Here is a 19105-nt window from a genome sequence, read left to right on the forward strand (position 1 = left end):
ACTCGTCGCATGGGCTTCTTCCGACGCAACTCCCAGCAGCCACCGACGCCGCTCGCCGCGACCGAGCCTACGGTGGGCGGGCCCGACGGACCCGACGACCTCGACGACCTCGACGAGCGGGGATGGGACGCCGTCACGCAGGCGGTGTCGCAGCACTACCCGGGTGCCCGTGAGTTCCATGTCGCTTACTCGCCGGGACTGCACTTCGGGTCCGCTCTGCAGGGGTGTTCGGCACTGCCGGGCCCCGACCACTGGTTCTACGTCACCTACGGGCTCACCGAGCTGTGGGGCAAGGACTCGGACGATCCGACCACCAGTGGTTTCGGGTACGAGCTCACGATGCGCGTGCGCCGGTCTCCGGCCGACGAGACGCCGCCCCAGTGGCCGTACCGCGCGCTGATCGTCCTCGCGCAGTACGTGCGCAGTGGGCCGCAGGAGTTGTGGCTGGGGGATCGGATCCGACTGGCCGACGGCGTGACCGACGATCCCGACGGCGCCCTCACGACCCTCGCGGTGAGGCTTGACCCGAAAGTCGTGCCGATCGAGACGCCGAACGGCCGAGTCGCCTTCTGGCAGGCCGTCGCGCTGACCGACGCCGATGTCGAGGAGGCGAAGCGGTCGACGACGGACGAGGTGCTGGACGGCCTCGCAACGGGCGACCCGCTCCTGATCACCGACCCGGAGCGCCGCTGAGCCGTTGCCGGGGTCGAGCGGTCACGCAGTGCCGGTGAGAGACCGCGTCCGAGCCTGACGTTCAGTCCCGTTCGTCGATGTCGCCGCGGTGGAGACGGCTGAACGGCGCTTGCGGGAAAACCTGCTCGGTGAACGTCACTCGGCCGTCGCCGACGAAGACCTCGATCAGGTGGGCGTCCACGATGATCGTCAGTTCGACGCTGGAGCCGGTGTCGGCGGGGAGTGCGGCCCAGTCGACCGAGGGGTAGGTCGGATGGAAGGTCGTGTTCCCGGAGGTGGTGCGGTCGCAGCTGATCCTGCGCTCCGAGCCGTCGACACTGATGACGAATCGCTCGTCGGTGGTCGTCTCAGGGGTCAGCGTCAGGGTCGTCCGGACGCCGTCGGCGCAGGGGACCGTCACCTCGAAGCGGGTCACCTCGTCACCCGGCAGCACCGGCGCCTGCACCACGTGGACCCGCCCGTCGGCGGCCCGCACGAGTTCGATCTCGCGAGCGAGGGACATCGCCGACCGCCACGGTCCCGTCGGCGTCTCATTGGCGTACTCCCAGTTGCTCGCCCAACCGATCATGAGCCGCCGGCCGTCCGGAACATTGCTGAACGAGACCGCCGCATAGTAGTCGCGGCCGAAGTCCAACCAGTCGTAGTCGGAGGGGTCGAGTGAATCGCTGAGACGCTCGGCGGTGAAGACCCGTCCGTCGAAGTCACCGATGAAGTACTGCGTGCCGGAACCCCCGGCGATCGCTCCCGGGTTGAGGCTCACGACGAGAACCCATCGGGTCTCGTTCGTCCCGCGGATGCGGAGCGGGAACAGGTCGGGGCACTCCCAGACGCCGCCGACAGCGTGCGCCGGCCCGAAGTGCGAGGCGAGTGCCCAATCGATGAGGTTCGGCGAGGTGTAGAACCCGATGCGGTGCTCCACGGGATCGGCGACGACCATGACCCAGTGACCACCGTCACCATCGCCATGCCAGAACACCTTCGGGTCCCGGAACTCGCTCGACCCGATGTCGAGGACGGGGTTGCCGGCGTAGCGCGTCCACACCGCACCGCCGTCGGTGCTGAACGCCAGTGCCTGGGCCTGGGAGCCCGGGTCGTCGTCGGTCCCGTGCCGAGCGGCCGTGTAGATCGCGACGAGTGCCGGTCGTTCTCCCGACGCGAACCCTGCGGTGTTGCGATGGTCCACGACGACGCTTCCGGAGAAGGCCATCTCGCCGTCCTCCTCGGGGATGGCGACGGGGCGGTGCTCCCAGGAGAGCAGGTCGGTGGAGACCGCGTGTCCCCAGGCGATGTTGCCCCAGGTGGAGCCGCTCGGGTTGTTCTGGAAGAACAGGTGGTACTCACCCTCGTAGAACACGAGCCCGTTGGGGTCGTTCAGCCAGGTCGACTCGGCGGTGTAGTGGGCTGCTGGGCGAAGGGACTGGGGGGTGGTGGTCGAGGGCGTGGTCATGGTGCTCCTGACGGAAGTCGGTCGGTGTGCGGGCGGTGGATCGGTGTGCTGTCGGGGAGTCGGGGGCGACGCGGACGTCGCCCCCGAGGGGGCTACTCGCCGCCGGCCTGGAAGCGGTCGTAGGCCTGCTGGTAGGTGGCGATGACGTCGTCGATCCCCATCGAATCGAGCTGCGTGACGTAGCCGTCCCATTCGTCGTCGACGGTGCCGTTCACGATCCAGCTCGCGAACTTCTCCTTCACGAGCGTGTTGATGTCGGTCACCGCGAAGGACGTGGCATCGAGCTCGTCGTTCGAGAGCATGACCGGCGGGTACGCCTCGTTGGCTTTGAACGGTGCGTAGAACTCGTTGACGAGGTCCTGACGTTCCTTGGCGCGCGGCTCCGGCGCGACGACGGTCTCGAAGTCCTCGGTCGTCGTGATCTTCGGTCCGCCAGGGGCCACCTTCTGACGTCGCTCGCCTTCGGCCTCCCCGGCGGGTGCCGGGATCTGGACGAGGACACCGTCGGCGTTCTCCTCGAGGGTCACGCCGATCGGGCCCCAGTTCACCTGGGCGCTCATTTTCGGGTCGAACAAGCGGTCCGCCCAGCGCATCGTCGCCGCGGGGTACTGGTTGGCGCGGGTGATCGCCATCGCGCCGCGGTTGATCTCCTGGTTGTTCGCGACGCTGGCGAGCTTCTCTCCACCGACGCCCTCGAGCACGCCGAGCATCGCGTAGTCGCCCATACGGTCGTCGCCGACCATCTCCTTGAGCTCCCACCAGAAGAAGGAGCCGAGGACCGCGGTGTCGGCCTTGCCCTTCGAGAGGTAGGCCAGGTCGTCCTGCGAGAACGACTCGGGATCGATCAGGCCGTCGGCGTACCAGTCGGACAGGGCCTCGACGCCGGCCCGGTAGCCGTCGGTGTTGGCCGTGAACTCGACCTCACCGTCACGCACGATGCGGTGGTCGTTGTTCTCGGGCTGGCCGCCGAGGGCCGCGATGAGGTCGTTCGGGTTGGCGCAGAAGGAGTCCGTCCGGAACGAGAGCGGGATCTCGTCGGCCTTGCCGTTGCCGTTCGGGTCCTGCGTCCTGAACGCCTCGAGGGCGGCGTGGTACTCGTCGATCGTGCTGGGCATGGGCAGCCCCAGCGCGTCGAGCCAGGCGGTGTTGATGTAGAGGAAGTTCGGGTACCGCAGGATGCCGAGCTCCTCGACGGAGGGCAGCGTGTAGATGTGGCCGTCGGACGCCGTGATCGCCGCGCGGATGTCGGGGCGGTCCTCGAGGATGCCGGACAGGGTCGGCGCGTACTCCTCGATGAGGTCCTCGAGGGGCAGCAGGGTGCCGTTCTCGCCGTTCTGCACGATCTCGGCGTCGGTCAGTCCCGAGTTGTAGAGGACGTCCGGCAGCTCATCGCTGGCGAGCATGAGGTTCTTCTTCTCGGCGTACACCTGCTCGGGCAGGTTCTTCCAGTCGATGGCGATGTTGGTGTCCGTCTGCCACTGCTGGACGAGCTGCATGTCGCCGTAGTTCGGGGCGAGCGCGGACTTCGTCCCGCCGAACGACAGGGTGAGGGTGTCGTCGACGATCGGGAGGCCGGTCTGGTTGAAGCCGAAGTCGTCGGACTTGTCCGCGACCTCGGTGGAACCTCCGCCGCCGGTGCAGCCGGCGAGGAGCAGGGCGCCACCGGCCGCGAGTGCGGTCAGTGCGCTGAAACGACGGTGTCTCATGATGGTCTTCCTTCTGTGATGGTGCAGGGATGGTGGTGCGGCTGGGGTCGGCGTCGCGGAGGCGCGCACGATCAGCTCTTCACGGCGCCGAGGAGGGCGCCCTTGGTGAAGTGCTTCTGCATGAAGGGGAGGATGATCAGCAACGGGATGCTGGAGATCACGATCATCCCGTACTTGATCAGTTCCCCGATGCGCTGCGCAGCAGCGTAGGAGTCGAGCCCGCCGGTGCCTCCGGCGGAGGTCACCTCGGACTGGATGAGGACGTTCCGGAGGACGAGCTGGAGCGGGTACTTGCTCTCGTCGTCGAGGTAGATGAGGGCGTCGAAGAAGGCGTTCCAGTTCGCGACGAGGTGGATCATGATCATCAGGAAGATGAGCGGTTTCGACAGCGGTAGGACGATCTGCAGGAAGAACCGGAAGTCGTTCGCGCCGTCGAGCTGGGCCGCCTCTCGGAGCTCCGCCGGCACGTTGTTCTCGAAGAACGCCCGGGCGATGATGAGGTTCCACACGCCCACTGCGCCGGGGAGCACGACGGCCCAGACGGTGTCGAGCATGCCGAGGTCGCGGACCACGAGGTACCGCGCGATCAGGCCGCCGTCGATGAACATCGTGACGATGAAGAACAGCATGAAGGCGGTCCGGCCGTACAGGTCCTTCCTCGACAGCGCGTAGGCACCGCAGAGGATGCAGATCACGCTGATGGCGGTGCCCAGGACGGTGTACAGCACGGAGTTCGCGAAGCCACGCCAGATGGTCGCGTCCGCGAAGATGCGGGCGTACCCCTCCGTCGTGAACCCCTGTGGCCAGAGCCAGACGTTGCCGTTGAGGATCTCGGCCGGTTCGCTGAAGGAGGCGATGACGATGAAGTACAGCGGATAGATGATCGCGGCGATAGCGAGGACGAGCGTGCCGATCGCGACGACGTTGAACAGCGGGTCGGCGAGGCGTCCGCGACGATCGGGACGGACCGGCGGCGGGCCCGGGTGCACGGGCCGTCGGGCGGCGCGTCGTTCGGCGGGCTTGGGCGGGGTGGAGATCGTGTGCGTCATCGCGTCATCACCAAAGGCTCGATTGGCCTGCTCGCCTGGCGATCCAGTTGAAGGTCAGGAGCAGCACCAGGTTGATCAGGGAGTTGAAGAGGCCGATCGCGGCCGAGTAGCTGAACTGCGCCTGCTGCAGTCCCGCCTTGTAGACGTAGGTCTGGATGACCTCCGAGGTGGGGAGGTTCAGGTCGGTCTGCATGAGCAGGACCTTCTCGAACCCCAGGTTGAAGAGGTTGCCGATGGCGAGGATGAACAGGATGGTGATCACCGGCAGGATCCCGGGGATGTCGATGTGGCGGATCCGCTGCCATTTGTTCGCGCCGTCGACGCGGGCCGCTTCGTGGAGCGCCGGGTCGATCGCCGTCAGGGCGGCCAGGTACACGATCATCGAGAAGCCGGCGTTCTGCCAGATGTCGGAGCCGATGTAGAGCGGACGGAACCAGTCGGGCGAGCCCATGAAGAAGATCGGTTCGCCGCCGAAGGCCACGAGCGCGTTGTTGACGATGCCGGCCCGCGGCGAGAACAACAGGTGGATCATGCCGACGACGACGACCACGGAGATGAACGAGGGGGAGTAGAGCACGGTCTGGGTGAACTTCTTGAACCGTTCGCTCTGCAACTGGTTGACGATCAACGCGAGGATGATCGGCACCGGGAACGCGATGAGCAGACCGAGACCGTTGATCGTCAACGTGTTGGCCAGCAGCCGCTCGAACTGGAACGACTCGATGAACCGCGTGAAGTGCTCCAGGCCGACCCAGCGACTCCCGGCGAACCCGTCCGCAGGGTTGTAGTCGCGGAAGGCGATCTGCGCGCCGTACATCGGCCAGTACTTGAAGAGCAGCACCGAGACCGTCGCCGGGAGGAGTAATACGTATAACTGCCAACTCCGCAGCGCGCGCTTGACGTGTTCGCGAGGCCCACGTCTCGGCCTGATGACGCGCTGCTTCGCGCTGGGGTGGGGAGGTGATGCAGTGGTCATGATGGCACCTTCGCCTTCGACACCGATCCGCGGAGGATCAGTGAGCATTCGATCGGGGTTCTGCTGGGCTGTTCGCCGCCGCCGGCGAGCAGGATCTCGAGTCCGGTGCGCGCCATCTGCTCGTAGGGGAGCTCGACGGTGGTCAATCCGGGGTCGAGATAGGGCGCGATCATCTCGTGGTTGTCGAAACCGACGATCGCGCAGTCGTCGGGGACGCGGAGTCCGAGCCGCTCGATGGCGCGGTACGCACCCCAGGCCGTCCGGTCGTTGCCGCAGAAGATCGCCGTCGGCCGGTCCGTTGCGGAGAGCAGTTCGGCGGTGATCGCCAAGCCGTCCTCGACGATGCCCGAGCCGTGCCGGATCCACTCCGGGCGCTCGGTGAGGCCCGCGTCAGTCAGTGCCCGACGGAACCCCGCCAGGCGGCCGATGCCGGCGGGCAGGTCGCTGTCCTCGTCCTGGATGTTGATCATCGCGATGCGGGTGTGGCCGGCCTCGATGAGGTGACGGGTGGCCGCGTAGCCACCGAGTTCCTCGTCCGGGAAGACGCTCGGAACATCGCCCGCGCGGTCCTGTGCATTGACGATGACGGTCGGGATGTCCCCGAGGGATGCGGGGAGGTCGAGCAGGCGGTGGTACATCGACGCGTAGACGACGCCCCGCACACGGTACGACCGCATCATGTCGATGGCCGCCGCCTCGAGGCCGGGTTCGTTGTAGGTGTCGACACTGAGGATCACGTTGCCCGTCTCCCAGGCCGAGAGCTGGGCGCCCTTTAAGAGTTGGCCCGCGAACGGTGCGCTGGCGACCTCGTCGGAGATGAAGCCGATCATGCCGGACTCACCGCTGCGCAGTGACTTCGCAAAGGCGTTCGTCCGGTAGTCGAGATCGTTCACGGCGTCGAGAACCCGATTGCGTGTCGCCTCGGCGACACGATTGCCTTCCACGTTGTTGAGCACGAGGGACACGGTGGCCTGCGAGACGCCCGCGCGCTCGGCGACCTGCCACATGGTGACCGTCTGCGTCTTCCGTGCCAAGGTGTCCTCTTCATCGAGTGGGTTAATCGTATGACCTGATGCTAGACGGCTCGGCGGCCCGTTGCAAGCGCTCCGCAGTGCCGACGCACGTCGGTCAGCGCAGCGTCGGCGGAAGACCGCGCGAGATCCGCAACTTCTGGGCCCGACGCTCGACGACGTAGTACCGCCACGCGATCGGGGTGAAGAGCATCTCGAATCCGAGGAAGAACCACTCCACCGGACCGAGCGGGTGGTCGTCCGGGTTGCTGGCGAGGAGGCCGTTGGCCTGGGCGATCCCGACACCGATGAGGACGAGGATGAACACGTTGAGCACGGTCAAGAGGAGCGCGATGAACAACAGACCGCCCGCCGAATTGACCGGTCGGACGATACTGCCGACGTCGCCCTTGTAGACGCCGTACTCCTCGGCGGTGAGGCCCCGGCGCTTCGCGTCCTCCGATGACAGCTCGTCGTAGAAACCCTGCTTCCGGGCCGGACGGGGTGCGAGGGGCGCGCGTGTCATACGGGGTTTCGGCGGGGCACGGAAGAACCGGACGACGCCGAGGACCAGGACGCCGATGGCGAGGATGACACCGACGATCATCGTGAACGTGACCGTACGGATGGCCTCCCTGGGGGCGTCCACCGATCGCAGGGCGACGATGAGGAGCACCGCGGCGACGATGATGACGGGGATGGTCACGAGCGGTGCCACCCAGGTGCGGTGCCGACGCGTGCGAACCACGCCGAGGGTCGGCGTGTTCGTCGGCGGCCCGCCCTGAACCGCCGCCGACCAGGTCTGCTGCGGCTGCATCGGCCCACCAGGCACCCACTGCGCTTGCCGGGCGGCCTGCCTGGAGCGGTACTCGCGCTCGGCGCTGCGTGCGACAGTGAAGCGCCACCATGCGGCGGGTGTCGCCGCGACTGCGAGGAACAACCATGCTCTGGACCCACCCGTCCCAGCCCGTTCGGCGATGAAGTCCCCGAACCCGGCGACCATGACGATCACCGACACGATCGTGAGCCCGATGGCGACCGCGAGCAGGACGCCGGAGGTCCGTCGAGGCTCCAATTCATCGCCGGGGAGTGGGTTCACGTTGGCGCTCATGCATACAGTCTGACGCCTTCCGGCGCCAGAGCCCGAGGGCCCGCCTGCGCCACCGACCTTTCGGACGGCCCACGGGTGCGGCAACATGGATGGCGCCGACTCGCAGACCGTTGAAGGGGACCTCGTTCATGACCGCACCGCACCGCAGCCGACTCGCCCTCGTCTGGGGCTCCGCCCTCCTCGTCGCCGGCCTCCTCGCGGGATGCTCTGCACCGTCCAGCGGGGACCGCGACTCCGCGGCGCCGTCGTCGACCCCGACAGCCACGGCGACCGCCGATGCCGCGGACGGGCCCGCCGACTACACGGCGTTCTGCGCGGCCAACCGCGCGGCGGCGACCGCGAAGTCGGGCACCGTCGGCGAGGACCTCGAAGCCGTGCAGGCGCAGGTCACGACGATCCGCGACCTCCTGCCGCTGGACGATGTGAGCGCCGAGGTCGCAGCCGGCGCCGATGTCTTCGCGACCGCCGCTGAGGAGACCGCCGCGATCCTCGCCGAGTTCCCGGCAGACAGCCTCGTCTCCGACGTCGGGCTCGACCCGAGGTTCACCGAGTCGCAGGCCGTGCAGAGCGCCGCGACCGACCCGGACTACCAGGCGTTCATCGCCTGGACCATCCAGACCTGCGGATTCGACGCCGCCGGCGAGTGAGCCGGCCCTCCGCCCGACGGACGACACCGCCCGCCGACGGTGCCGCCGTCACCACGTCTGCGCGATGATCGCCTCGGCGACCACCCTCACCCCGAGCTCCGATCCGACTCGGACAACCCGGCGATCGCGGCCCGCACCGTCTCGCGCCCGCGTGAGAGTTCCTGCATCCGCTCCTCGATGACCTCGAGCTGCTCCCGCAACAGGTCCACACGCTGCGAGACGGGCATGGTGTCCCAGTCGCGCATGCGATCCCGCATCTCGTCGAGCGAGAAGCCGGCCGCCCGACCCGCCTGGATCAGTTCCAGACGCCGCACGGCGCTCGGCCCGTAGTCGCGATACCCGTTCGCGCGCCGTTCGACCTGCCCTGGGCTGAACATGTCGCGCTGCTCGTAGAAACGGATCGCGGACGTCGCCAGACCGGTCCTTCTCGCCAGCTCACCGATCCTCATCGGAGTCCTCCTTGACCTTCAAGTGACTTGAATCTCTAGCCTCATGGACGGAAGCCCGTTCCACAACGTCCTGAAGGGTCATCATGTCTCAACCGATCTTCGTCCTCGCCTCCGTCCTGTTCGGATGTCGACTGCTGCTGCTGATCGCCCTCCATGTCGTGCCCGGCGGGATCCACCCCGTCCGAGACACCGTGAGCGACTACGCGGTCGCCGACTCGCGCACCACGCGGACCCTCGCGACCGTGTCCTCCTGGAGTGCGGCTGCCGCCTGGGCGGCACTGGGCGCGGGCGTGTTGACCGACGTGTCCCTCGGCGACAGTCGGCTCGGCGTCGGCGGCTGGCTCCTCGTGCTCGGGGGTCTGCTGGCGGCGATGCCGTTCGTGCCGACCGATCGGACGGGTTCCTCGACGACAGCGGGCGGAAGGGTGCACCTCCTGGTCGCCGTCGCCTGGTTCACCCTCGGGTACTCGACGATCAGCCCGCTCGGACGCCTGCTCGGTGGAGCGCCGGGCGCTGTCCTGGGCGTCCTCGATCCGATCGCCGCCGTCGCGCTCGCCGCCCTCGTGGTCTCACTCCTGGTCCGGCCGCTTCGTCCGCACACCTTCGGCTTGGCCGAGCGCGCGTTCATCCTCGTCGTGACGGTCGCGCCGCTCATCGCGAGCGTCGGTCTCGCCGCTACCGGGTCTGGGCGATGATCGCCTCAGCGACCGTCTGCGCGCCGTCGCCGGAACTCACGGCGTAGAAGGTCTCGCCGACGGTGAGGTAGAGCGGCGAGCGCGGACCGTCCGCTCGGCGCGCGACGAACGCCGATTCGCCGTCGACCGCGCCTTCCAGCGTCACGGGCTCCAGGGCCGCCGCCATGTCGGGCTGAGCTGTCAGCGCGTCGATGATCGTCGCGCCGTCGCGCACGACCAGGATGTCGGTGTACCCGAAGCCCTCGGCGAAGAGTTCGCAGCTGAACGCACCGACTCGGGCGCTCGCCGCATCCTCCAGATCGCCGATCGGCTGTGCCCGCGGATCGATGACGGTGTAGGTGGTGGTGGCCTCGCCGTACTGCAGTGCGGAGACGATCCCGGCCTCGTCCAGCCCGCCGTCGCAGGTCGCGTCGCCCTCGCGTGGCGCGAGCGCGGGCCAGGCGAGCTGAGCCTCGGAGGCGGGCTCCACAGCCGAGAACGTGGTCTCCGCCGCCGTGGCGAGGTTGTCGAGGACTTCGCCCGTCGGCGTTCCCTCGAATCGGCTGCCGGTGGAGGTCAGCCCGGAGGCGGTGATCGACAGCTCGACCCAGGCCGAGCCGATGGGAGCGGACACGCGCCATCCGGTCTCGCCCGACGACGTGGTCGCCTCGACACCGGCGATCGTCCTCGTGTCCTCGGACGGTGTGTCGCCGGCGTAGGGCGGGGCCCAATCGTCGGCAGCGCCCGGCAGGATCTCGATCGAGAGGTAGGCCCAGTCGCCCGCTCCATCGCCGATCATCTGCTGTCCGGCGCCCACCCGCCAGGAGCAGGCGAGCCCGCCGGCCGCCGTCAGGACGGCCAGATCCACGGCATCGGACGGCTGCACGGCCTCGACGACGTCCGCCGGTTCAGCAGCGAGGACGCCGGCGACGGTGTCGAGCGATGCGAGGTCGCTGCACGCGAGGAGGTCGGCCGACGCCGGGGTGCTCGGTGCATCGGAGGTCGGCGACGCGTTCGGCGTCGCGGACGACGCGCACGCCGACGCCGACAGCACCACCATCACGGCAAGCCCCGCACTGATCCCGACCAACCGTATTCCCGCACCCCTGATCCCCATGCGCCGAGACTATCGGTGAAGCGGGTCGTCCGCTTCCGAGGGAGGATGGAACCGGCGTCGTGCCGATGCCATCACCGAACCGAGGAGTTCCCCTGTGCCCACGACCCGTCGCGCCCTGATCCTGATCGACGTCCAGCAGGAGTACTTCGCCGGGCCGCTCGCGATCCAGTACCCGCCGCGCGAGGAGTCGATCCTGCGCATCGCGGACGCCATCGATGCGGCGACGGCCGCAGGAATCCCGGTCGCCGTCGTCCAGCACTCATCCGGCAGCGGGGCCCCGGTCTTCGACCCGGAAACGAGCGCGTTCGAGCTGCACCCCGAGGTCGCCCGCCGGGTGCAGCCGTCCTGGAAGGGTGTCGTGAAGCAGTACGGTTCGGTCTTCGCCGGGACGGACCTCGAGGCGTGGCTGCGCGAGCAGGGCGCAGGCACGGTGACGCTCGTCGGGTACATGACGAACAACTGCGTCATCGCCTCCGCGGCGGGCGCCGAGGAACTCGGCATCGACGTCGAGGTGCTCTCCGACGCGACCGGTGCGATCAACCTCGAGAACGCGGCCGGGTCCGTCGACGCGAAGACGGTGCACACGACCCTCATGGCGCTGCTCGACTCGAACTTCGCCGCGGTCGCGACGACGGTGTCCTGGACGCAGGCCCTCACGGACGGCACGGCGCTGCCGAAGGACGATCTGGTGTCCTCCGCCACGCGCGCTGCCGAGCGCGGCTAGCCTCCCGCCGACGATCAGTCGGTGACGGCGACGTCCCGGAGGTCGAGGTGCTCGCTGACGAAGTCGGTGGGGAAGCCGGTGACCCCGTCGCGCACGACGGTGAGGGAGATCCCGGTGTAGAGCCAGTCTGCGGCGTGGTCCTTCGAGACCAGCGCCGCGGCTTCGCGGAGTCGTTCATCCGCGACCTCGGGGTCGGTCGCAGCCCTGGCCTCGGCGACCAACGACTGCACCGTCGGGTTGTCGTAGCCGAAGTAGTAGTCCGGGTCCGCCCAGTGCTGGACGTCGCGTGCCTCGACGTGGTTCACGAGACTGAGGTCGTAGTCGTGGTTCGTGTAGACGTCGTTCAACCACGTGGGGAACTCGACGCTGTCGACCGTGAGGGTGACGCCGACGGCCTTGAACTGCGACACCAGGACGTTGGTCGCGGCGGTGCCGTAGTGGTTCGGGACGGTGAGCGTGAGTGCGAGGTCTTCCTGGCCGGCCTGGGCGAGGAGCGCCTTCGCCGCTTCCGGGTCGTAGCTCACGACGTCACTGAGGTCCTCGTAGCCGGGGTCGAGCTCCGGGATCGGTCCGTACTGCAGGGCCGCGGCGCCGCCGACCGCCTCGACGATGGCAGCGTGGTCGATGGCCGTGCGGAGCGCCTGCCGGACGAGGGGGTCGTCGAGCGGTGCGCGCTGGTTGTTGAAGGCGAGGGTGTACTTGTCGGTGGTCTTCCCCTCGACGATCGTCAGGCCATCGACACGCTCGACCTGGTCCCGCAGGTTCGCGTCGAGACCGATCTGCACGTCGACCTCGCCCGCGAGGGTCGCGTTGACGGCTGAGGATGCATCGGGGATGTAGCTGAAGACGACCTCCTTGACCTTCGGAGCGTCGCCCCAGTAGTCGTCGTTCCGCTCGACGGTGATGCTGTCGCCCTGCTGCCACGACGTGAGCGTGAACGGGCCGGTGCCGTTCGCCGTCGTCGACAGGTCGTTGTCCGCCCCGGACTTGAGGACGAGTCCCGCACGACCCGTCAGCGCCCACAGCAGGTCGGAGTCGGGGGAGCTGAGCTGCAACCGGACGGTGCGGTCATCGGTCGCCGTGACGGTCTGGAGCTGCGCCAGGTCGAGGTGGTCGACGAACGCCGCGTTCTGCTGCACCTGGGTGAGCGAGTCGACCACGTCGGCGGCGGTGAGCGGAGCGCCGTCCTGGAAGGTCACGCCGTCGCGGAGGACGAAGGTGTAGGTGAGCCCGTCGGCACTGACCTCGTGGCGCTCGGCGAGGGTGTCGACGATCTCGTTGTCCGACGTGCGCGAGACCAGCCCCTGGTAGACGTTGTCGATGAGGACCTGCTCGAGTGCGACACCGGAGGTCGTGCGGATGTTCAGGTCCGACGGCTCGAGGACGAGGCCCACGCGGAGTGTCGCGTCGGTGTCCGCGGTCGGGGTCGTGGCGGGGCCCGCGCAGCCGGTGAGGACGAGGAGTGAACCGGTGGCCGCGATCACGGCGGTGAGGAGGTGACGACGCAGTCGGTGACGGGGCATGGAGAACATTCTCGCGGATCCCGGCACCGCGCCGGGTCAGTCCGAAGCGTCGTCCGACAGCGAGCCGCTGATGACCGCGAGCGTCGCCGACTGGGCGCGCTGCGCACGATCGCCCCGTCGGCCCACGAGCAGGCCGACCACGGATTCCGTCACGAGCATGATGGCCGCCCGGGAGGTGTGCACGAGTTCGTCCCGGAAGGTCGCGTCGATGGGAGCGACCACGAGCGCGACATCGGCGAGTTCGGCGACGGCCGAGCGCGGGAAGGAGGTGATCGCGAGGACGGTCGCGCCACTCGCCCGAGCTGCCGCGGCCACGTCGACGGACGCCCGGTTCGCGCCCGAGCCGGACAGGACCAGACACGCCGCGCCCGGGCCGAGGTGGGTGGCGGCGATCTGCTGCCCGAGCGTGTCGGGCAGGTACTCGGCCGGCCGGCCTGCGGAGATGAGCCGCATCGCCAGATCGGAACCGAGCGGTGAGGAGAGGCCGTTCGCCGCGATGAGCAGTCTCGGTGCCTCGTCGAGCACGCGGACGAACCGTTCGAGCGTCTCCTCCGTCATCGCCGACGTCGTCTGGCCGAGGCGACCGGCGAAGTGGTCGATGGCCCCGCGGAGGGCGCCGAGCATCGTGTCGTCGCCATCGTCGCGGGCGGTCGGTGTGCCGAGCGCGACCTCGCGGGTGAGGGCGACCCGCAGCTGCGGGTAGCCCTCGTACCCGAGCGACTGCGCGGTGCGGATGACGGTGGCGCGGCCGACGCCGGCGAGGTCGGCGACCTCCTGGGCGGTGCGCTCGATGCTCGCCTCGATGTCCTCGGCCACCGTCTCGGCCACCCGGCGTTCGCTCGGCTGGAGCGACGGCGCGAGCATCGCGATCCTGGCCGTCGGCGGGGCGTCAGCGGACCCTGTCCACATTGCGGCTCCTCGTCGTGCGGGCGGGAAGGGCGGTACGGGTTGTGCGGGCGATGCCGGGGCCCCGGGTGATCCGGCGTCGGATGGCACCCGAGATCGCGTCCATCGTCATGGTCACGACGACCACCACGATCAGCAGCATCCCGACTGTATCCCACTGTCGATAGTTGGTGTAGTTCGCCAGCATGCTGCCGATCCCGCCCGCGCCGACGAGCCCGAGGACCGCCGAGGTGCGGATGTTGATCTCGAACCGGTAGAGCGCGAGCGACAGCAGTGCCGGGGCGGCGGCGGGCCAGAGCGCCCAGCGCGTCACTTCGGCGGTACCGCCACCGGCTGCGCGGACGGCCTCCGAGGCGCCCTCCTGCACGGACTCGATCGTCTCGTAGACCCACTTCCCCTGGGTGCCGATGCCGGCGATCCCGAGGGCCAGCGCGCCCGTGAACGGGGTGAGCCCGGTGATCGTGAGCAGGATGAGGGCGATGATCACCTCCGGGACCGCGCGGATCACGGCGAACACCCCGCGCAACGGCAGCCGCAGCCAGACCGGACCGACCGACCCTGCGGCGAGCATGCCGAGCGGGATCGAGACGAGGACGCAGAGGATGGCCCCGATCCAGGCCATCGAGATCGACCGCCACATCTCGGTGAGCGCCCGCGGCAGCTTCTCCCAGTTCGGGCTCTCGAACATGAGCCCGCCGAAGTGCACGAGCTGCGCCGGGACGGTGCCGAGGTCGCGCCAGTCGATCGGCAGGCCGGCGGTCGCGGCGATGACGACGATCCCGACGGCGACGGCCGCGACGGTTGGGACGAGTCGCGAGGGACGGCGGGGGAGCAACGTGTTCGGATCGTTCGCGGTCATACGAGTCGCCTCCGTAGCAGGTTGGACGCGACCTCGATGAGCACGACGACGACGAGGATCTCGAGGACGATCACCGAGACGTCGTCGTAGGCGTAGAACGCCCGCCGTTCGTCGAGCAGCCGACCGATGCCGCCGGCGCCGACGATGCCGAGGATCGCGGAGATGCGGACGTTGAGCTCCAGGGTGTACAGCCACTGGTTCGCGAACAGCGGCCAGACCTGCGGGAGGACGGTGACGCGGTTGATCTGCGTCTGCGTCCCACCGGCGGCCGTGCCGGCCTCGATGTACGGGTGGTCGGCGGAGTCGATGGCCTCGGAGACGAGTTTGACGATGATGCCGAGGTCGAAGAGGAAGAGCGTCAGGAGGCCGGGCAGCGCACCGACGCCGACCATGGCGACGAGGATGGTCGCGTAGACGAGGTCGGGCACCGCTCGGATGACGTTGACGATCGCGCGCAGGATGCGACGCGACAGGCCGTTCGGGTTCGTCGGGGCCGCCGCCCACAGCGTCAGCGGAACGGACAGCAACGCAGCCGCCACCGCACCCACGAGCGCCATCTGCAGCGTCTCGAGCATCGGTTGCACCGTGCGCGGCAGGAAGGCGAAGTCGGGTTGGAAGAGCTGGAGGAGCAGACCGGAACCGTTGTCCCAGTGGGAGACGAGCGCGCCGAAGTCGAGCTGCACGCCGCCGATCGCCGGGAGGCAGGTGGCGATCGTGAAGGCGGCCACGGCCCCGATGATGAGCGCGGTCCGCAGTCGGGTGCTCGGCCTGGGCGGCAGCTGCCAGTCGGTCCCGGACGGCGGCTTCGCGTCGGTCCTGGTCGTCGTCATCGGTCCAGCCGATCGTCGGGCTGGATGGGGCGACCGTAGATCCGCTCGAAGTCCGCTTCGGTGGCGTCGGCTGCGGAGCCGTCGTAGACGAGTTCGCCGTCGCGGAGCCCGATCATGCGGGTCGTGTAGGTGCGGGCGAGGTCCATGAGGTGGATGTTCACGAGCACCGTGAGACCCGTCTCGGTGTTCACCCGGCGCAGGTCGTTCATCACCGTGTGCGCGGTCGGCGGGTCGAGACTCGCGACGGGCTCGTCGGCGAGCATGACGCTCGGCTGCTGCGTGAGGGCGCGGGCGATCGCGACCCGCTGCTTCTGCCCACCGGAGAGTTGCGCCGCGCGGGTCCAGACCTTGTCGAGCATGCCGACCGACTGGAGCGAGCGCAGGGCGAGCTCCCGGTCGGCGGCGGTCGTCAGACCGAGGACGTTCCGGTACGTCGGGGTGCTGGCGAACCGGCCCACGAGCACGTTGCGGTACACGCTCGTCCGGTCGGCCAGGTTGAAGCCCTGGAAGATCATCCCGACGTGCCCGCGCAGCCGACGGAGCTGCCGGCCGCGCAGACCGGTGACGGTGTGCGGGCCGACGGCGACGGTCCCGCTCGTCGCCGGCACGAGGCCGTTGATCGTGCGGATGAGCGTCGACTTGCCGGAGCCGGAGAGCCCAACGACGGAGACCATCTCCCCGGCGGCGATGTCGAGTGAGACGTTGCGGAGCGCCTTCGTGCCGTTCGGGTAGGTGACCGAGACGTCGTCGAGACGGATGGACCACGACGCAGAGGCCGCGAGCTGGGCTCGGGCCTCCGCGCGATGCTGATCAGTGTTCATGCACCGGATTCCTGGAGAGGGTCGATCGGTTGGAGCGGGTCAGTTCGAGAACTGGTCGAGGATCTCGCCGTAGCGGGTGATCTCGTCCGGTGCGGTCTTGTCGGTCCAGCCGGAGAGGCCGACGAGGTCGAACATGACCTTCTTCGCCGCATCGGAGGAGTCCGCGTAGCCCGCCATGAGCTTGGTGAGCTGCTTGGTGAGGTCGGCCGGGAGCGACTTCGAGACCGCGACGCCGCCGTTGGGGATCATCTCGGTGTAGGCGAACGCGACGACCTTGTCGGCGACGTCGGGCGCCTCCTTGAGGACGGTCGTGCGCGCGTCCCAGTAGCCGAACGAGACCTCGGCGTCGCCGTTGTAGACGGAGAGGACCGCGTTGTTGTTGCCCTCCACCGGGACCTGGGTGATGTCGGCGTCCGTGTCGATGCCGGCGTCACGCATGGCGACCACGGGGTACTGGTATCCGGCGGGGGATGTCGCGGCCTGCAGGGCGACCTTGGTGCCCTTCGAGATCTTGTCGAGGGCCTTCAGCGCGGCCGGCCCTGCGCCGGTCGCCGCGTCGGCGCCGGGCTCGATGCCGTTGCAGTACGAGAGCGGGGTGTCGCTCGCCGCGTAGGTGACCATGACCGGCGCCTCGGCGCAGTACTTGTCGGGGTTATTCGTATAGGCGACCGACGCGTACGAGGTCGCGCCGAAGCGGACGTCGCGCAGCACGAGGTTCGCGTCGTAGCGCTCGGTCGCGTTGTAGAGCGAGCCGGCGTCGGTGATGATGACCTGCGCCTGGTCGCTGCCGAGGGCCTCGACGGTCGCGGCGTAGTCGGTCGCGACGACCCCGTTGACCTCGATGCCGAGGTTCTCCGACAGGTAGCTGGTGAGCGGGTCGAGTGCTTCGGCGAGGTCCTCGCCCTCCACGGACGGCACGAGCGAGATGGTGATGGAGTCGGGCCAGGACGCCGTGCCCGTGGCCGACGGGGAGGAGGCGGCGGGGCTGCAGCCGGCGAGGGCGAGGGCGGCGACGGCCGCGACGCCGGTGAGGAGCAGGGTCTTGCGCATGTTCGGGATGCCTTTCGAGGGTGGAGGGTGATCAGGAGGCGGACGGAGCGGGAGTGGAGGTCTGGGAGGCGTCGGGGAGGCGCGATGCGGCTGCGGCCCAGGCGATGATCTGGTCGTACAGGTCGGCGAGTGAGCGCCCACGCATCGTGGCGGTGGCCGTCGAGCGCTCGAAGGTCGCGCCGACGAGGGCGGTGTCGGCGCCCAGTTCGGCGGCGGGAGCGAGGTCGTTCTCGACGATGTCGCCGACGGCGAGGACGGGGCCGGCGGCGAGCGCGTCACGGATGAGTGGGACGAGGCCTGCCGGCTTCCCGACGGTGAAGTGCACGGCGTCGAACGCCTCGGCGACGCCCCAGGACTGGAGGAGCGCCGTGATGCCGTCGCCGGGGGCGTTCGTGGCGAGGACGAGTCGGGCGTGGGTGCCCAGCGTCTCGAGGAACGCGGGCAGGTTCTCGGGAGAGTCGACCGCCGCTTCGCTCGAGCCGAGCAGCGCGCGGGAGTCGTCGTAGGACGCGCCGATGACGTCGGCACCGACGCCGGCTTCGCGGGCGATCCGGGTCACGGCGTCGTACCCGTCGCGGGCGTCGGTCTCGCCGGTCGTGAACGCGGCGAGGGCGGCCTCGGCGCGCATCGCGAATCCGGTGTCGCCGGTGCGCTCGGCGATGGCGCGGGCGAAGGCCGTGATCGGCCCGTCGCCGAGGGCGAGGGTGCCGTCGAAATCGAAGAGGATGGTGGGGGCCACAGGCGCTCCTTCTGAGCGTGTCGTTCACACGGCCGCTCCTGCGGACGCTGCGTCCATCATGGACGGCGAGTGTGGACGCAATCACCATGGCGGGTGAACGGCGGGTGAATTCACCGACGCACGAGCCGCCTATGCTGTGGTGCTGTGATGATGACGGAGCTCGCGCGACGAGCAGAGACCGAACCCTCGACCGTGCTCGAGGAGCACTCCTGGTTGGGTGCAGCGATCGACGAGGACACGGTGGCCGGCCGGTTCGCCTCGTGGGGTGCGTCGACCGTCATCGACGAGCACACGGGCGGGCCCGTGATCCCACGTGCGCTGTTCGAAGCGCTGCATGCGCGCGCCGGCCTCGCCGTGGCCTGGCCGGTCGGGAACGCCGGGCTCCTCCACGTCTACGGCTACCTGCTCTCGGCGGTCCCGACACCCTACGGGTTGAAACGCGACCGCTGGCTGGACGGAGCGCTCGCGCGCGCGTTCGGTCTCCCTAACGACGAGTTCATCCCATGGGCCCGTGCGTCGTCCCTGCTGTCGCGGGTGACGGCGGCCGCGCAGGACCTGCTCGCACGACCGGTACGGACGGCCGACGGCCCGTCCGGTCGGATGCGTCTGGCGCTCGGCGACCCGACGGACACCGACGCCGTCGCGCTCGTGTACGGCATCGACGAGCGCCTGATCACGACGTTCCCGGTCGCCTCCGGAGCAGCGGTGCTGGAGGAGTGGGACGCCGCCCCTGACCGTCTCCGGTGGAACGCGGCTGTCGAACGCTGACGCGGA

At 69.0% G+C, this 19105-nt stretch carries 20 protein-coding genes; 5 read left to right on the plus strand and 15 right to left on the minus strand.

All coding sequences use genetic code 11. From position 1 onward, the window contains the following. Positions 1-9: 9 nt before the first annotated feature. Positions 10-693, plus strand: a complete 684-nt coding sequence (locus ACQG07_RS07310) for a suppressor of fused domain protein (protein WP_426737892.1) — start codon at positions 10-12, stop codon at positions 691-693. Between the two features lie 61 nt (positions 694-754). On the opposite strand, the gene ACQG07_RS07315 is transcribed toward ACQG07_RS07310, so the two are convergent. From ACQG07_RS07315 to ACQG07_RS07340, 6 genes are all read right to left on the minus strand, one after another. Further along, entirely contained in the window at positions 755-2140 is a 1386-nt protein-coding gene (locus tag ACQG07_RS07315; protein ID WP_426737893.1) for a glycoside hydrolase family 32 protein, read from the minus strand. Between the two features lie 92 nt (positions 2141-2232). Then, complete coding sequence (locus tag ACQG07_RS07320; RefSeq protein WP_426737894.1) at positions 2233-3846, minus strand: ABC transporter substrate-binding protein; 1614 nt, start codon at positions 3844-3846, stop codon at positions 2233-2235. Positions 3847-3917: 71 nt separating this feature from the next. Next, positions 3918-4895 (minus strand): carbohydrate ABC transporter permease, encoded by a 978-nt coding sequence (locus ACQG07_RS07325; protein WP_159879617.1) that lies wholly within the window; start codon positions 4893-4895, stop codon positions 3918-3920. A gap of 7 nt (positions 4896-4902) precedes the next feature. Then, positions 4903-5871 carry an ABC transporter permease gene (locus ACQG07_RS07330; protein ID WP_426737895.1) on the minus strand — a complete coding sequence of 323 codons (969 nt, stop codon included), beginning with the start codon at positions 5869-5871 and terminating at the stop codon, positions 4903-4905. Continuing rightward, positions 5868-6905: a LacI family DNA-binding transcriptional regulator gene (locus ACQG07_RS07335; protein ID WP_159879613.1), complete on the minus strand. Its 1038-nt coding sequence runs from the start codon at positions 6903-6905 to the stop codon at positions 5868-5870. Before ACQG07_RS07335 ends, ACQG07_RS07330 begins: the two co-directional genes overlap by 4 nt. A 94-nt stretch (positions 6906-6999) precedes the next feature. Beyond that, positions 7000-7992, minus strand: a complete 993-nt coding sequence (locus ACQG07_RS07340) for a hypothetical protein (RefSeq protein ID WP_426737896.1) — start codon at positions 7990-7992, stop codon at positions 7000-7002. Positions 7993-8120: 128 nt separating this feature from the next. On the opposite strand from ACQG07_RS07340, the gene ACQG07_RS07345 reads away from it, so the two are divergent. Continuing rightward, on the plus strand, positions 8121-8639 hold the full coding sequence (locus ACQG07_RS07345) for a hypothetical protein (protein WP_426737897.1): 519 nt from the start codon (positions 8121-8123) through the stop codon (positions 8637-8639). 86 nt (positions 8640-8725) lie between these two features. On the opposite strand, the gene ACQG07_RS07350 is transcribed toward ACQG07_RS07345, so the two are convergent. Further along, a complete protein-coding gene (locus ACQG07_RS07350) occupies positions 8726-9088 on the minus strand; it encodes a MerR family transcriptional regulator (RefSeq protein ID WP_426737898.1) in 363 nt (120 codons plus the stop codon). An 83-nt stretch (positions 9089-9171) separates the two neighbouring features. Here ACQG07_RS07350 and ACQG07_RS07355 point away from each other — a divergent pair, with 83 nt between their 5' ends. Beyond that, positions 9172-9783 (plus strand): DUF998 domain-containing protein, encoded by a 612-nt coding sequence (locus tag ACQG07_RS07355; RefSeq protein WP_426737899.1) that lies wholly within the window; start codon positions 9172-9174, stop codon positions 9781-9783. Here ACQG07_RS07355 and ACQG07_RS07360 read toward each other — a convergent pair. Next, the gene (locus ACQG07_RS07360; protein WP_426737900.1) at positions 9764-10822 is read right to left on the minus strand and encodes a hypothetical protein; all 1059 of its coding nucleotides are present in this window, start codon (positions 10820-10822) and stop codon (positions 9764-9766) included. The two genes, ACQG07_RS07355 and ACQG07_RS07360, sit on opposite strands and share 20 nt — an antisense overlap. Positions 10823-10973: 151 nt before the next feature. Between ACQG07_RS07360 and ACQG07_RS07365 the strand changes: the two genes are divergently transcribed. After that, positions 10974-11603 (plus strand): isochorismatase family protein, encoded by a 630-nt coding sequence (locus tag ACQG07_RS07365; protein ID WP_426737901.1) that lies wholly within the window; start codon positions 10974-10976, stop codon positions 11601-11603. A gap of 14 nt (positions 11604-11617) precedes the next feature. Here ACQG07_RS07365 and ACQG07_RS07370 read toward each other — a convergent pair whose 3' ends face one another. From ACQG07_RS07370 to ACQG07_RS07400, 7 genes are read right to left on the minus strand one after another with little or no spacing between them, the layout of a single operon-like run. Next, on the minus strand, positions 11618-13126 hold the full coding sequence (locus ACQG07_RS07370; protein ID WP_426737902.1) for an ABC transporter substrate-binding protein: 1509 nt from the start codon (positions 13124-13126) through the stop codon (positions 11618-11620). Between the two features lie 36 nt (positions 13127-13162). Beyond that, the gene (locus ACQG07_RS07375; RefSeq protein WP_426737903.1) at positions 13163-14035 is read right to left on the minus strand and encodes a MurR/RpiR family transcriptional regulator; all 873 of its coding nucleotides are present in this window, start codon (positions 14033-14035) and stop codon (positions 13163-13165) included. Then, positions 14016-14891: a phosphonate ABC transporter, permease protein PhnE gene (gene phnE, locus ACQG07_RS07380; protein WP_426737904.1), complete on the minus strand. Its 876-nt coding sequence runs from the start codon at positions 14889-14891 to the stop codon at positions 14016-14018. Before phnE (ACQG07_RS07380) ends, ACQG07_RS07375 begins: the two co-directional genes overlap by 20 nt. Beyond that, the gene (gene phnE / locus ACQG07_RS07385; RefSeq protein ID WP_426737905.1) at positions 14888-15721 is read right to left on the minus strand and encodes a phosphonate ABC transporter, permease protein PhnE; all 834 of its coding nucleotides are present in this window, start codon (positions 15719-15721) and stop codon (positions 14888-14890) included. Before phnE (ACQG07_RS07385) ends, phnE (ACQG07_RS07380) begins: the two co-directional genes overlap by 4 nt. Continuing rightward, entirely contained in the window at positions 15718-16542 is an 825-nt protein-coding gene (gene phnC / locus ACQG07_RS07390) for a phosphonate ABC transporter ATP-binding protein (protein WP_426737906.1), read from the minus strand. Before phnC ends, phnE (ACQG07_RS07385) begins: the two co-directional genes overlap by 4 nt. A 39-nt stretch (positions 16543-16581) precedes the next feature. Beyond that, positions 16582-17592, minus strand: coding sequence for a phosphate/phosphite/phosphonate ABC transporter substrate-binding protein (phnD, locus tag ACQG07_RS07395; RefSeq protein ID WP_086474191.1), 1011 nt, complete (start codon positions 17590-17592; stop codon positions 16582-16584). Positions 17593-17623: 31 nt separating this feature from the next. After that, a complete protein-coding gene (locus ACQG07_RS07400; RefSeq protein ID WP_426737907.1) occupies positions 17624-18331 on the minus strand; it encodes an HAD family hydrolase in 708 nt (235 codons plus the stop codon). 150 nt (positions 18332-18481) lie between these two features. Between ACQG07_RS07400 and ACQG07_RS07405 the strand changes: the two genes are divergently transcribed. Beyond that, a complete protein-coding gene (locus tag ACQG07_RS07405) occupies positions 18482-19099 on the plus strand; it encodes an amino acid deaminase (RefSeq protein WP_426737908.1) in 618 nt (205 codons plus the stop codon). The last annotated feature ends 6 nt before the right edge of the window (positions 19100-19105 follow it).

It is taken from the genome of Plantibacter sp. 2H11-2 (assembly GCF_050031945.1).
In the GTDB taxonomy this organism is placed as follows: domain Bacteria; phylum Actinomycetota; class Actinomycetes; order Actinomycetales; family Microbacteriaceae; genus Plantibacter; species Plantibacter auratus.

Bases quoted from the DNA above. Each gene is read 5' to 3' on its own strand.
- ACQG07_RS07310 (WP_426737892.1), top strand. From the start codon at position 10: ATGGGCTTCTTCCGACGCAACTCCCAGCAGCCACCGACGCCGCTCGCC.
- ACQG07_RS07315 (WP_426737893.1), bottom strand. From the start codon at position 2,140: ATGACCACGCCCTCGACCACCACCCCCCAGTCCCTTCGCCCAGCAGCC.
- ACQG07_RS07320 (WP_426737894.1), bottom strand. From the start codon at position 3,846: ATGAGACACCGTCGTTTCAGCGCACTGACCGCACTCGCGGCCGGTGGC.
- ACQG07_RS07325 (WP_159879617.1), bottom strand. From the start codon at position 4,895: ATGACGCACACGATCTCCACCCCGCCCAAGCCCGCCGAACGACGCGCC.
- ACQG07_RS07330 (WP_426737895.1), bottom strand. From the start codon at position 5,871: ATGACCACTGCATCACCTCCCCACCCCAGCGCGAAGCAGCGCGTCATC.
- ACQG07_RS07340 (WP_426737896.1), bottom strand. From the start codon at position 7,992: ATGAGCGCCAACGTGAACCCACTCCCCGGCGATGAATTGGAGCCTCGA.
- ACQG07_RS07345 (WP_426737897.1), top strand. From the start codon at position 8,121: ATGACCGCACCGCACCGCAGCCGACTCGCCCTCGTCTGGGGCTCCGCC.
- ACQG07_RS07350 (WP_426737898.1), bottom strand. From the start codon at position 9,088: ATGAGGATCGGTGAGCTGGCGAGAAGGACCGGTCTGGCGACGTCCGCG.
- ACQG07_RS07355 (WP_426737899.1), top strand. From the start codon at position 9,172: ATGTCTCAACCGATCTTCGTCCTCGCCTCCGTCCTGTTCGGATGTCGA.
- ACQG07_RS07360 (WP_426737900.1), bottom strand. From the start codon at position 10,822: ATGGTGGTGCTGTCGGCGTCGGCGTGCGCGTCGTCCGCGACGCCGAAC.
- ACQG07_RS07370 (WP_426737902.1), bottom strand. From the start codon at position 13,126: ATGCCCCGTCACCGACTGCGTCGTCACCTCCTCACCGCCGTGATCGCG.
- ACQG07_RS07375 (WP_426737903.1), bottom strand. From the start codon at position 14,035: ATGTGGACAGGGTCCGCTGACGCCCCGCCGACGGCCAGGATCGCGATG.
- phnE (WP_426737904.1), bottom strand. From the start codon at position 14,891: ATGACCGCGAACGATCCGAACACGTTGCTCCCCCGCCGTCCCTCGCGA.
- phnE (WP_426737905.1), bottom strand. From the start codon at position 15,721: ATGACGACGACCAGGACCGACGCGAAGCCGCCGTCCGGGACCGACTGG.
- phnC (WP_426737906.1), bottom strand. From the start codon at position 16,542: ATGAACACTGATCAGCATCGCGCGGAGGCCCGAGCCCAGCTCGCGGCC.
- phnD (WP_086474191.1), bottom strand. From the start codon at position 17,592: ATGCGCAAGACCCTGCTCCTCACCGGCGTCGCGGCCGTCGCCGCCCTC.
- ACQG07_RS07405 (WP_426737908.1), top strand. From the start codon at position 18,482: ATGACGGAGCTCGCGCGACGAGCAGAGACCGAACCCTCGACCGTGCTC.